This is a genomic window from Pseudomonas arsenicoxydans, assembly GCF_900103875.1.
Lineage (GTDB): Bacteria > Pseudomonadota > Gammaproteobacteria > Pseudomonadales > Pseudomonadaceae > Aquipseudomonas > Aquipseudomonas arsenicoxydans.
This window is the reverse complement of the sequence record NZ_LT629705.1, coordinates 3,742,647-3,754,650: the sequence shown is the minus strand read 5'-3', so window position 1 is coordinate 3,754,650 and position 12,004 is coordinate 3,742,647. Positions and strand designations below refer to the sequence as shown.

Annotated in this window: 11 protein-coding genes; 7 read left to right on the top strand and 4 right to left on the bottom strand. The window is 58.7% G+C overall.

All coding sequences use genetic code 11. The annotated features are described in order from the left end of the window. Positions 1–347: 347 nt before the first annotated feature. Entirely contained in the window at positions 348–1,592 is a 1,245-nt protein-coding gene (locus BLQ41_RS17555; RefSeq protein ID WP_090182780.1) for a M20/M25/M40 family metallo-hydrolase, read from the bottom strand. A 127-nt stretch (positions 1,593–1,719) separates the two neighbouring features. Next, a complete protein-coding gene (locus BLQ41_RS17550; protein ID WP_090182778.1) occupies positions 1,720–2,793 on the bottom strand; it encodes a diguanylate cyclase in 1,074 nt (357 codons plus the stop codon). Positions 2,794–2,967: 174 nt separating this feature from the next. On the opposite strand from BLQ41_RS17550, the gene BLQ41_RS17545 reads away from it, so the two are divergent. The 3 genes from BLQ41_RS17545 (at position 2,968) to hglS (ending at position 6,913) form a co-directional block, all read left to right on the top strand. After that, positions 2,968–4,422: a flavin-containing monooxygenase gene (locus BLQ41_RS17545; protein ID WP_090182776.1), complete on the top strand. Its 1,455-nt coding sequence runs from the start codon at positions 2,968–2,970 to the stop codon at positions 4,420–4,422. A gap of 22 nt (positions 4,423–4,444) precedes the next feature. After that, positions 4,445–5,392 (top strand): alpha/beta fold hydrolase, encoded by a 948-nt coding sequence (locus BLQ41_RS17540; protein ID WP_090182775.1) that lies wholly within the window; start codon positions 4,445–4,447, stop codon positions 5,390–5,392. Positions 5,393–5,536: 144 nt separating this feature from the next. After that, entirely contained in the window at positions 5,537–6,913 is a 1,377-nt protein-coding gene (gene hglS, locus BLQ41_RS17535) for a 2-oxoadipate dioxygenase/decarboxylase HglS (protein WP_090182773.1), read from the top strand. Between the two features lie 105 nt (positions 6,914–7,018). On the opposite strand, the gene BLQ41_RS17530 is transcribed toward hglS, so the two are convergent. Continuing rightward, positions 7,019–7,696, bottom strand: coding sequence for a type 1 glutamine amidotransferase domain-containing protein (locus BLQ41_RS17530; protein ID WP_090182771.1), 678 nt, complete (start codon positions 7,694–7,696; stop codon positions 7,019–7,021). 7 nt (positions 7,697–7,703) lie between these two features. Next, positions 7,704–7,838 carry a hypothetical protein gene (locus tag BLQ41_RS31150; RefSeq protein ID WP_261985142.1) on the bottom strand — a complete coding sequence of 45 codons (135 nt, stop codon included), beginning with the start codon at positions 7,836–7,838 and terminating at the stop codon, positions 7,704–7,706. Positions 7,839–8,112: 274 nt separating this feature from the next. Between BLQ41_RS31150 and BLQ41_RS17525 the strand changes: the two genes are divergently transcribed. From BLQ41_RS17525 to BLQ41_RS17510, 4 genes are all read left to right on the top strand, one after another. After that, the gene (locus BLQ41_RS17525) at positions 8,113–8,628 is read left to right on the top strand and encodes an Hcp family type VI secretion system effector (protein ID WP_054051032.1); all 516 of its coding nucleotides are present in this window, start codon (positions 8,113–8,115) and stop codon (positions 8,626–8,628) included. Positions 8,629–8,763: 135 nt separating this feature from the next. After that, positions 8,764–11,070: a type VI secretion system Vgr family protein gene (tssI, locus tag BLQ41_RS17520; RefSeq protein ID WP_090182769.1), complete on the top strand. Its 2,307-nt coding sequence runs from the start codon at positions 8,764–8,766 to the stop codon at positions 11,068–11,070. 181 nt (positions 11,071–11,251) lie between these two features. Further along, complete coding sequence (locus BLQ41_RS17515; RefSeq protein WP_090182768.1) at positions 11,252–11,662, top strand: hypothetical protein; 411 nt, start codon at positions 11,252–11,254, stop codon at positions 11,660–11,662. Between the two features lies 1 nt (position 11,663). Further along, positions 11,664–11,990, top strand: a complete 327-nt coding sequence (locus BLQ41_RS17510) for a hypothetical protein (protein WP_090182766.1) — start codon at positions 11,664–11,666, stop codon at positions 11,988–11,990. The last annotated feature ends 14 nt before the right edge of the window (positions 11,991–12,004 follow it).

Sequence of the window (12,004 nt, the reverse complement as noted above, 5' to 3'; positions counted from 1 at the left end):
AGCCGTGTGCGGGTTGGCCGACCGGTACCTGAGACCCGGCACACCCGAAGGTGTCCCGCGCACAGCCGCCATGACGCGACGTGCTGTAGCGTTTCAGATATCGACCGGCCAAGGTCGTTCGCAGAGTATTCCGCGAGCCCGAACTATAGGGGTCGATACCGAAACGCGGCAACAGGGTACGTTGTAGGAAACGTCTTGGAAAGTTGTGCGCCACAAGTCGATCGTTCCCGCGCTCTGCGTGGGAATGCAGCCCGGGACGCTCTGCGTCCCTTCCGGAGCCGAACGCGGAGCGTCCGTTGAGGCATTCCCACGCAGACGGTTCGACGCCTCGACGTGGGAACGATCATTCAGTGAGCTTTGGCCAATTCCATAATCATCCGCGACAACAGATAAATCCGCGGCGCCACGCTTTCGACCTCCGCGTACTCCTCGGGCGTATGGATATTGCCGCCAACAATCCCGAACCCGTCCAGTGTCGGCGTGCCCACACCGGCCGATAGACTTGCGTCTGCCGCCCCGCCACTGCCTTCTTCGGTCAACTTGCGACCGATCTCACCGTAGATCCCTTGCGCCATCGCCATCAGTCGATCCGATTCCGCCGTCTGCGGCATCGGCGGCAGGCCGCGTTGGAGGGTGGTCGTGACTTGCGTATCCGCAATCAGCTTGTCCTGGGACACCCGCGCCAGGTCCTTCTCGATCCGGTCAAATTCTTCCGGCACCGCTGCCCGCACATCCGCCTTGGCCGTGGCCTGATCCGGAATCACGTTCGTGCGGTCGCCGGCCTTGAGCACGGTGAAGTTGATGGTGGTTTTCTTCGCTTCGTCGCCCAGTTTGCCGAGCTGCAGAATCTGGTGCGCGGCCTCCATCGCCGCGTTGCGCCCCAGCTCCGGCGCCACACCGGCGTGAGCGGCTTTGCCTTTGACTTCGACCACGGCGGTGGCGCTGCCTTTGCGCCACAGCACCAGGCCATCCGCCGGGCGGCCCGGTTCGAGGTTGAGGGTTACGTCGTGGGCCTTGGCGGTTTTCTTGATCAGGTCGGTGGCGATGTCCGAGCCGGTTTCTTCACTGGCGTCGAGCAGGAAAGTGATCTGCGCATAGTCCTTGAAGTCGAGATTCTTAAGGACTTTCAGCGCATAGATCCCGGCGACGATGCCGCCCTTGTCATCCATCACGCCCGGTCCGTAGGCGCGACCCTCCTTGATGTGAAACGGGCGCTCGGCGGCCGAGCCTTCCTTGAACACGGTGTCCATGTGCGCCATCAGCAGGATTTTCGCCTTGCCGGTGCCTTTGAGCGTGGCGATCACGTGGCTGCTCTTGTCCGGCGTGTTCGGCACCAGTTCGATGCTGAAGCCAAGTTTTTTCAGCTCATCGATGGCGATGTCGCGCACTTGCGTCAGGCCGGGCTCGTAGCCGGAACCGGAGTCGATGTTCACCAGCCGTTCCAGGAGTTTCAGGGCTTCACCCTTGTATTGTTCGGAATCGGCGAGGACTTGCTTGTGGGGTTCAGCGAAGGCCGCAGGGGCCAAAACGCCGAGGGCGAGGGTCAGGCCAAGGCTAGTGGCCAGCAGAGAGCGAGAGAGCTTGAGCGTCATGAATCGGTCCTTGTTTCGTGTCGGGGGTCAAAAACACCCTACCTGACTACGGCGCAAGGCTCTAGACCGAATGCGACACGCACAATTCTTACGCCGAAGATCTCCACAGGGGGATCTACGGTGAATATCAGACCGGATCGAGCAGTTCGTGCTCGGGCTGACCACCAATGCGACAGATCACGCGGTTGCGGCCGGTGGTCTTGGCTTCGTAGAGCGCCTGATCGGCGTCGTTGAGCCACAGGGTGGCGTCGGTGTGTGCCGGACTGAATGCGGCCAGACCAATGCTCAGGCTGACGTTCAGCGCCGGGTTCTGCTCGTAACCCAACGTGGCAAAGCGATCACGCAAGGCATCCATGGCGGCCGCAGCGCTGTCGAGAGGCAAGTCCGGCAGCAAAACGCAAAATTCATCACCGCCATAACGCCCCGCCACGTCAGTTGCCCGCAAGTTCTGCTTGAGCATTTTGCTCAGCTGACGCAACACAATGTCCCCGGCAACGTGGCCGTAGGTGTCATTGATGGCTTTGAAATGATCGATGTCGATCAGCGCAATCGCGGCGCCCTGTTGCTGGCGCTGGCAACGCTGGAATTCAACTTCCAGCTGATCCTTCCAGGCCCCGTGGTTCAACAGGCCGGTGAGGCTGTCGGTGCGGCTCAGGGCCAGCAGTTCACGTTTGTGCCGGCCCAGGGTGGTGGCCTGCCGAAAGCAGATCCAGCCCAGCGCCAGTGGGTACAGGATCAACAGAGGCAAACAGGCATAGAGCTGCAACGGACTGGTTTGCGCGATGAAGCCCGGAGTGAACACCAGCATGCCGACACCGATGCCGAGAGTCTGCGCGACCGTTCCCACCAGCAGGAAACGCAATCCGCCAATGGCCACGTTATTCATGGCCATCATCGAAAGAGTCGCTGCGCTCGCCAGTGGATTGAAGTGCATCGCCGCGACCCAGAATCCCCCCAGGCAAGCATCGATCAATATGTTGCGATGTTCGGCGTGAAAGGGAACCTTCGCCCGACGCGCCCATTGATAGGCAACATGCGGCCAAAGCACGCCATTGAATACCATCAGCCCCCACACCCACGGCGCCGGATCGAGTGGATACATCGCCGCGCCGACGCACAACAACCCAAGTACCAGCCCCAGGGTTCGCGATGTGTAGAGCCTCCTGGCCAGAGAAAGCCCTTTTCCTCCCGTTTTTCCCATAAGGGCCTCTGAACGAAAGCGGAAAACACCAGGGTAGCGGGTGTGCTGGGAGTCTATCAGGGCAACGTTAAATAGCCATCACCGGTGGGCAGCCAGGTTTGTGCAGGTCGACCGGCCAATGTTTGGCTATACATGAAGAGAGGGTTTAGTCAGCAACCATTACCAAGGAGGCCCATGCAGACCTTTCAAGTGTTGATCATCGGCAGCGGTTTTGGCGGTCAGTGCGCGGCGATCAATTTGCTCAAGGCAGGCATCGACGATTTTCGCCTGCTGGAACGACGGGACTTTTTTGGCGGCACCTGGTGCCAGAACACCTACCCCGGCGCCGCCGTGGACGTGCCCTCGCCGCTTTATTCACTGTCCTTCGCCCCTTACCGCTGGACGCAAATGTTCGCCGAACAGGCTGAACTGCACCACTACACCGAGTACGTGGTGGACCGCTTCGGCCTGCGGGAAAAGGTCGAGTTGCAAGCTAATGTCGAATCCATCGAATGGGACGCCGACCAACAGCGCTGGGCAGTCCACACCGGCACCAAAGGCACTTTTTATGCGCAGTTCCTGATCAATGCCACGGGGCCTTTGAGCCAACCCGTCATCCCGCGTTTTGAAGGCCAGGAACGTTTTCAAGGCAAGACTTTTCACACGAACAATTGGGATCACGCCTTCGACTACCGGCACAAACACGTCGCCATCGTCGGCAGCGGCGCCAGTGCCGCCCAGGTCATCCCGACGATTGCTCCCGACGTCGAGCACCTGCATGTGTTCCAGCGCACGCCACACTGGGTACTGCCACGCGCCGACCGTACCTTCGGTCCCTTCCAGCGTTGGCTGCTGGGCCTGAAACCGGCGTACAAGCTGCTGCGCTGGATGCTCTATTGGCAATTCGAAACCCGGGTGATTGCCTTCAAATACTCAAAACCGGCGATTCGCATGGTCCAGCAGCACGCCCTGCGCTTCCTCAAGCGCCAGGTGCCCGACCCCGAATTGCGCCGAAAACTGACCCCGGACTTCACCATCGGCTGCAAGCGCGTGATTATCTCAAGCACCCTGTACCCGGCGCTGGGTCGCAGCAACGTGACGCTGCACAGCCGCGAGCAAGGCATCGCGTCCATCGACGAAACCGGCATCGTCACCCAGGACGGCCAGCACATCGATCTGGACCTGATCGTCTGGTCCACCGGTTACGACGCCACCGACGGGGTGATTTCCTACCCGGTCACCGGCAAGAATGGCACCCGGCTCAAAGACGTCTGGGCGCAGTATCCCCGGGCGTACCTGGGCACCAGCCTGCCGGACTTTCCTAACCTGTTTATCGTCACCGGGCCCAATACCGGCATCGGTCACACCTCGGCGCTGTTCATCATCGAATCGCAGATGAACTACATCCTCGATTGCATTCGCACACTCAAAGAACGCGGTTTGCGCAGCATCGAAGTTCGCCCCGAGGCAGAACGTACCTACACTGAGATGATCCACCGGGAAATGGAACGCACCGTCTGGAAGTCCGGCGGCTGCCACAGTTGGTATCAAAGCAGGAGCGGTCACGTCGTTGCCATGTTTCCGGGGTTCAGTTTCAGCTATCACCGGTTGACCCGGGCACTGAAACCCGCCGACCACATTTTGTCCTGATCACTGCCAAGGAAAACGCCTGATGCTTGTTTTAGTTGTCGCTATCGCCGTTTTCGTAGCCTGGAGCTGGTTGAGCTACCCGGCGATCGGTTACTGGCTGTATGACTTGGACACCGCCCTGGAGGCCAAGCTGTATCGGCTGCACAAGATCGTTGTGCCGATCGCCGAAATGACCGTGTCGACCTGGCAAGGCGGGCCCTACGAAGCGTCCAGCAGCGTGCTGATGCTGCATGGCTTCAGCGCCGACAAGAATATCTGGCTACGTTTCGCCCGGCATTTTGTCGGCAACTATCGCGTGATCATCCCCGACATCGCCGGTCATGGCGAAACCGGCTTCAAGGCCGGGGGCGGCTACGACATCCCCTTGCAGGCCAAACGAATGATCCAGCTGCTGGATGTCTGCGGGGTCGATAAGGTCCATGTGATCGGCAACTCGATGGGCGGCTACATGGCGGCGTGGCTGGCGGCGACGTATCCGGAGCGGATTGCCTCGGTCGCGCTGATCGATCCGGCCGGCGTGACCGCCCCCGAAGCCAGCGACCTGGAGCGACACCTGGCCAAGGGACATAACCCGTTCCTGATTCATTCGCGGGAGGAATTCCAGCGTTTCTACGCCATGACCATGGCCGAACCGCCGTGGGTGCCGGGCGTGGTGCTGGACGCCATTGCACAGCGTTATGAACAGAGTCGCGAGGAGCTGGAGGAAATCTTCAACGATTTCCGTGCCAGCCCGCCGATGGAGCCCAAATTGCCCGACATCAAATGCCCGGCCCTGTTGCTATGGGGCCACAAGGACCGCTTGATCGATGTCAGCAGCGTGGCCGTGTGGAGTAAAGGCATCGCCGATTTGCGAGTGGTCATCTGGGACCACAGCGGCCATATGCCAATGGTCGAACAGCCGACCAATACCGCGCGCCTGTATCGGGAGTTCTTGGGATCGCTGCGCTCGGAAAGCCGTTCTCACCTGTAACCACAGGCTCGGTAGCGGCTACACCGGACGGAAGCATGCAGTCCTTGGCAGAATGAAGTCCGTAAGATTCTTCGTTTGTCGGCGCCGCAGAAGGCTGCGATCTTTTCCAACATCCTTCACGTCACCGCGCCAGGAATTTTTTTCATGAGCCACCCAAGCTTCGTCAGCCCTGACCTGATCCGCCAACGCTTCTCCAAAGCGATGTCCGACATGTACCGCGAAGAAGTGCCGCTGTACGGCGCGCTGATGGAATTGGTGGAGCAGACCAACCGCCACGTCCTGGAAAGCGAGCCGCAGATCGCCCGGCAATTGAACAGCACCGGCGAAATCGAGCGACTGGACCTTGAACGCCATGGCGCCATCCGCGTCGGCACCGCTGGTGAACTGGCCACCCTCGCCCGCCTGTTCGCGGTGATGGGCATGCAACCTGTCGGTTATTACGACCTGACCCCGGCCGGCGTACCGGTGCATTCCACTGCATTTCGCGCGGTGCACGAAGCTTCGCTGCAAGTCAGCCCGTTCCGGGTGTTCACCTCACTGCTGCGCCTGGAACTGATCGAAGACCCGGCACTGCGGGCCTTCGCCCAGTCAGTGCTGGATAAACGCCAGATCTTCACCCCGACCGCGCTGGCACTGATCGAGCGCGCTGAAACCGAAGGCGGCCTTACCGAACAAGAGGCCCTGGATTTCGTCGAACAGGCGCTGGAAACCTTTCGCTGGCACCACAGCGCCACCGTCACCGCCGAGCAGTACCAGAAACTCAGCGCACAGCACCGCCTGATCGCCGACGTGGTGGCGTTCAAAGGTCCGCACATCAATCACCTGACGCCGCGCACCCTGGACATCGACATCGTCCAGGCACAAATGCCCGCCCATGGCATCACGCCTAAAGCCGTGATCGAAGGCCCGCCCCGCCGTCAGTGCCCGATTCTGCTGCGCCAGACCAGCTTCAAGGCACTGGACGAACCGATTGCGTTCACCGATCAAGCCCAGACTCGCGGCAGCCACAGCGCACGTTTTGGTGAAATCGAACAACGGGGCGCGGCGCTCACTCCCAAGGGTCGGGCGCTGTACGACCGTTTGCTCAATGCCGCCCGCGATGAATTGAACGACTTCCCCAACGAAGCCAATGCCGCCCGTTACAACGCGCTGATGACGCAGCATTTCGGCGAATTCCCTGACACCTACGACGGCATGCGCCAACAGGAACTGGCGTACTTTCGCTATTTCGTCACGGAAAAAGGCCTGGCGGCGGATGAGCTGCAATCCTTGACCCTGGACGATTTGCTCAGCGGCGGCTATTTGCGGGTGGAACCGTTGGTGTATGAAGATTTTCTGCCGGTCAGTGCAGCGGGGATATTTCAGTCGAACCTGGGGGATGCCGCGCAGGTAAATTACGGCGTGCATTCGAACCGCCAGGCATTTGAACAGGCCCTTGGGCGGCCGACGATTGATGAACTAGGGCTGTACGCAGAAACGCAGCGTCGTTCAATTGAAGAGTGTTTTGCAGCGTTGAGCTAAACCTCAGTCGCACAAAAAAAATCGCAGCCTACGACACCTCCTACAGTTGAAAAGCGATCCAACTGTAGGAGCTGTCGAGTGAAACGAGGCTGCGATCTCTTGATCTTATTTCAACTTCGCCAACAACGCTTCGGCGGCAGCTTCAGACGACGCCGGATTCTGTCCAGTAATCAGCAACCCATCCGTAAGCACGTAACTCGCCCAATCCGCGCCCTTGGAATACACGCCACCTTTCTCCTTGAGCATGTCCTCCACCAAAAACGGCACGACCTTCGTCAGTTGCACCGCCTCTTCCTCTGTGTTGGTAAACCCGGTCACACGCTTGCCTTTAACCAGCGGCTGGCCGTCGGTGCCCTTGACGTCACGCAACACACCCGGCGCATGACAAACGGCTGCAACCGGCTTGCCCGCCTTGATAAACGCCTCGATCAGCGCGATCGAGTTCTTGTCTTCGGCCAGGTCCCACAACGGGCCATGACCGCCAGGGTAGAAAACCGCGTCATAATCTTCAGCTCGCGCGCTGCTCAGCAAAGCGGTAGACGCCAATGCAGACTGGGCGGCGGAATCTTTGCGAAAGCGATCAGTGGCCGCGGTTTGCGCGTCCGGCTCGTCACTTTTCGGGTCCAGCGGCGGCTGGCCACCTTTGGGCGAGACCAGGGTCAGTTGAGCGCCGGCATCCTTGAACGCGAAGTACGGCGCGGCGAATTCTTCCAGCCAGAAGCCGGTTTTCTTACCCGTGTCACCCAATTGATCGTGGGACGTTAAAACCATCAGGATTTTCATGTCGTTCTCACTCCATTTCAGGGTTGTTCGGACGCTCGACGGCGCTGTGTTTATGGACCACGGCGCCAGCCGATTCGTTGCAACGGATGTGCAGCGCCATCGAGTGGTAGCGCAAAGCCTTGATGCGCAAGTTCTTGCGCACTCTTCCTTCAGAACGGTCCTACCTTGGCGCTAAACACCCAGCCTGCCAAGCCTTTCAGCCAAGTGCGCAAGAAGTTGCGCAGTGGTGCGCAAGTTCTTGCGCACATTCCCCCGAGTTCTTTGTTGAACCTCGTTTCAACAACCTGAAAACAACCTCAACACTTTGATTTACATGGATTTGTCTATTTATGGCACGGACCTTGATAACAGTCAGGCACCCACCGGGCGATACCGCCTCCCGGGCACCCTCACTTTATTCAGCAAGGAGCACATCCATGGCTACACCAGCGTACATGTCCGTCACTGGCGAAAAACAAGGTCTGATCACTGCCGGCGCATTCACCGCCGACTCGGTTGGTAACACCTATCAGGAAGGTCACGAAGACCAGGTCATGGTTCAGGCTTTCAGCCACGACGTGATCATCCCGCGTGACCCGCAGTCCGGCCAGCCAACCGGCCAGCGCGTACACAAGCCAGTCGTGATCACCAAAGTCTACGACAAGGCTTCGCCACTGCTGCAAGCCGCCCTGACTTCCGGCGAGCGCATGAGCGAGATCGTTATCCAGTGGTACCGCACTTCGGCTCAAGGTACCCAAGAGCACTACTACACCACCAAACTGGAAGACGCGATCATCGTCGCCATCAACAACAAAATGCACAACTGCCAGGATCCGTCGAACTCGCACTTCACGCACCTGGAAGAAGTGCAATTCACCTACCGCAAAATCACCTGGACCCACGAAGTATCCGGTACTTCGGGTTCCGATGACTGGCGTCAGCCAGTCGCTTAATCGCGGCTGACCGCTTCACGCATCGGCCAGCTCTGCTGGTCGATGTTGTTTACGCCTTTCCAGAATTTTGCGTCTGCTGACCCCTTTTCCTGGGGGCTTTTGGCGAACGCCGCTGCACTGCACGAGGAACAAGGGATGTTCGCGCCGGCCAATCAGACTCACTTTGCCCTGACCATTGAAGGTCTTTCCAGCGACTTTCATGTGTTTTCCCTGCAAGGTCGGGAAGCCATCAGCCAGCCTTTTGTGTTTGAGGTGGAGCTGGTCAGTGAACAGCCGTCCCTGGACCTCGAAACCCTGCTGCACAAACCGGCCTTCTTGCAGCTCTCGCCTGACGGCAGCGGCATCCATGGCCAGATCTATCGCGCCGCCCAGGGTGATTCCGGCAAACGCCTGACCCGCTACGCGGTGACCCTGCGCCCGCAACTGTCCTACCTCGCGCACCGCATCAACCAACGCATCTTCCAGAACCTTACGGTGCCGAAAATCATCGGCATGGTCCTCGAAGAGCACGGCATCCAGAGCAATGCCTACGAATTCAAAGTCGGGGCGATTTATCCCGAGCGCATCTACTGCGTTCAGTACGATGAATCGGACCTGCAATTTGTCCAACGCCTGTGCGAGGAAGAAGGTATCCACTACCACTTCCAGCACAGCGCCACGGCCCACAAGCTGGTGTTCGGCGATGACCAGACGGTGTTCCCGAAACTCGCCCCCGTGGCCTATCAGCAAGACTCCGGCATGGTCGCCACCGACCCGGTGATCAAGCGTTTCGACCTGCGCCTGGAAACCCGCACCAGCCGCACCACCCGTCGCGACTACGACTTCGAAAAACCGCGCCTGACGCTGGAAAGCGAAAACCGTGGCGACGCCCTGCCCGACCTCGAAGACTATGACTATCCCGGTCGCTTCATCGACCGCGATCGCGGCAAACACCTGGCCAAACGCAACCTGGAACGCCACCGCAGCGACTTCCAGCTCGCCGAAGGCAAAAGCGATCAGCCATTGCTGGTCAGCGGCCACTTCCTGGCCCTGACCCAACACCCGAAAGCCAAATGGAACGACCTGTGGCTGCTCACTGAAGTCCTGCACGAAGGCAAACAGCCGCAAGTGCTGGAAGAATCGGTCACCAGCGACACCACCAGCCTCAAGGGCGATTTCCACCAGGGCTACCGCAACCGCTTTCAGGCCACCCCGTGGGACGTGCCGAACCGCCCGCCCCTGACGCAGAAGAAACCACGCATCCTCGGTAGCCAAAGCGCCGTGGTCACCGGCCCCAAAGGTGAAGAGATCCACTGCGACCAATACGGCCGCGTCAAAGTGCAATTCCACTGGGACCGCGAAGGCCAGGCCGACGACAAGACCAGCTGCTGGCTGCGCGTCTCCTCCGCCTGGGCCGGCGCCCACTACGGCGGCATCGCCATCCCGCGGATCGGCATGGAAGTGCTCGTCACCTTCCTCGAAGGCGACCCCGACCAACCGCTGATCAGCGGCTGCCTGTACCACAAGGAAAACGTCGTCCCCTACCCGCTGCCGGCAAACAAGACCCGCAGCACCTTCAAAACCCTCAGCTCCAAGGGCGGCGGCGGCTTCAACGAACTGCGCATCGAAGACAAAAAGGGCCAGGAACAGATCTTCCTCCACGCCCAGCGCGACTGGGACGAAAACGTCGAACACGACCAGAAAATCCGCGTCGGCAACGAACGCCACGACATCGTGGAGCAAAACAGCTACAGCGAATTCAAGGCCGAAGAACACCACACCGTCTACGCCGACCGCAAAGTCGAAGCCCGCGCCAACGACCACCTGACCGTAGGGGTCAACCAGCACATCAAGATCGGCACCGGGCAATTCATCGACGCAGGCCAAGAGATTCACTTGAGCAGCGGCATGAAAGTCGTGCTCGAAGCCGGCAGCGAACTGACCCTCAAGGGCGGCGGCAGCTTCATCAAGATCGACGCCAGCGGTGTGACCATGAGTGGGCCGGTGATCAACATGAACTCCGGCGGTGGACCGGGAAGTGGAACCGGGGCGGCGCCGTTGCTGCCGGGGGTGTTGAAGCAGGCGGATGCGGACAGGGCTGGGGCGTTGTTGACGCCGGCTCAGGTTAATACGTTGAAACGTAATGCGCCGTTTTGTGAAGAGTGTGAGAAATGCAAAGCGGGGGTTTGTGATATAGGAAGCCCCACCCAGGAATCTGAAAAAAGCACCCATGACTTAGTGTTCGTCCTGAATGACGAAGTAACAGGCAAGCCTAAGCCGGATACTCCTTACCGAATCAAGCTTGAATCTGGATTTATTGTTAAGGGTGTTACCGACAGTCAAGGAATGACCCAAAAAGTTTCATCCAACAAACCCGAAAAAGCCACCATCGAGGCCCCCTACTATGGCGACACTACAAGCGACACTCACTCCGACTGCGGATCAGACGCCTGTAGCTGTTAGTGTTTCAGCGGACGAGCCAAGCGGCGCTCAGTGGGTGGGAAGATTTCTGGGCAGCGCCAGCCTCACTACGCTTGCGTCTCCATTTCGGGAATCCGCGACCAAGTTTCTCGATGCAGTAAGAGCTGCTGGTGGGACTGTGCAAATTGCCGCAACGTACCGTCCCCCAGAAAGAGCTTATTTAATGCACTGGGCATGGAAAATCGTTAAAACGGGCTTCGATCCACAACAAGTTCCCAGTTATCCGGGTGACGTTATAAAAATCAAATGGGCACACGTTTCCGCGTCCGGCACTTATGACCAACAGGCCTCTGTACAGGGTGCCAGGGCCATGGTGAATGGCTACGGAATCAGTGGTCTTAACGTCGCCCCGGCGCTCAATTCCAGGCATACACAGAAACTGGCAATCGACATGAACATCAGTTGGAACGGGACCTTAGTGATTAATAACGCCTCTGGAACGACCGTCAGTATAAGCTCGGCCCCCAAAACCGGAATGAACAATGAGCTTCATACCGTCGGTGCCACTTATGGCGTAATCAAATTTGTTGGGGGAAGTAGTGACAAACCTCACTGGTCAAATGACGGGCATTAAAATGCACAAAATAGCGCCTTATTTTTTACTTGTTGCACTGACCTTGCCGTTGATTTCTTGCGCAGCGGAAAGCGATGGTTCAGTACCTGCCGACGTCTCCAGCTACATCCAAAGCAGAGACAACTGTGACTCTCTACGTGGCGATATTCCTGAACCGGACCCTGCCGACCCGGGAAGTCTCGATCGAGTCATCAGCGATATCAATAAATACTGCAAGGGTACGGACCAGAAGCTGAAGCAGCTGAAAGAAAAATACTCTGGAAACGAAAGCGTTGAGAAGTTGCTCTCCACTTACGAAGAAAATATTGAAGCTGACATGAGTTTTTAGATTCACTCATCAAG

Bases quoted from the DNA above. Each gene is read 5' to 3' on its own strand.
- BLQ41_RS17555 (WP_090182780.1), bottom strand. From the start codon at position 1,592: ATGACGCTCAAGCTCTCTCGCTCTCTGCTGGCCACTAGCCTTGGCCTG.
- BLQ41_RS17550 (WP_090182778.1), bottom strand. From the start codon at position 2,793: ATGGGAAAAACGGGAGGAAAAGGGCTTTCTCTGGCCAGGAGGCTCTAC.
- BLQ41_RS17545 (WP_090182776.1), top strand. From the start codon at position 2,968: ATGCAGACCTTTCAAGTGTTGATCATCGGCAGCGGTTTTGGCGGTCAG.
- BLQ41_RS17540 (WP_090182775.1), top strand. From the start codon at position 4,445: ATGCTTGTTTTAGTTGTCGCTATCGCCGTTTTCGTAGCCTGGAGCTGG.
- hglS (WP_090182773.1), top strand. From the start codon at position 5,537: ATGAGCCACCCAAGCTTCGTCAGCCCTGACCTGATCCGCCAACGCTTC.
- BLQ41_RS17530 (WP_090182771.1), bottom strand. From the start codon at position 7,696: ATGAAAATCCTGATGGTTTTAACGTCCCACGATCAATTGGGTGACACG.
- BLQ41_RS17525 (WP_054051032.1), top strand. From the start codon at position 8,113: ATGGCTACACCAGCGTACATGTCCGTCACTGGCGAAAAACAAGGTCTG.
- tssI (WP_090182769.1), top strand. From the start codon at position 8,764: ATGTTCGCGCCGGCCAATCAGACTCACTTTGCCCTGACCATTGAAGGT.
- BLQ41_RS17515 (WP_090182768.1), top strand. From the start codon at position 11,252: ATGCACTGGGCATGGAAAATCGTTAAAACGGGCTTCGATCCACAACAA.
- BLQ41_RS17510 (WP_090182766.1), top strand. From the start codon at position 11,664: ATGCACAAAATAGCGCCTTATTTTTTACTTGTTGCACTGACCTTGCCG.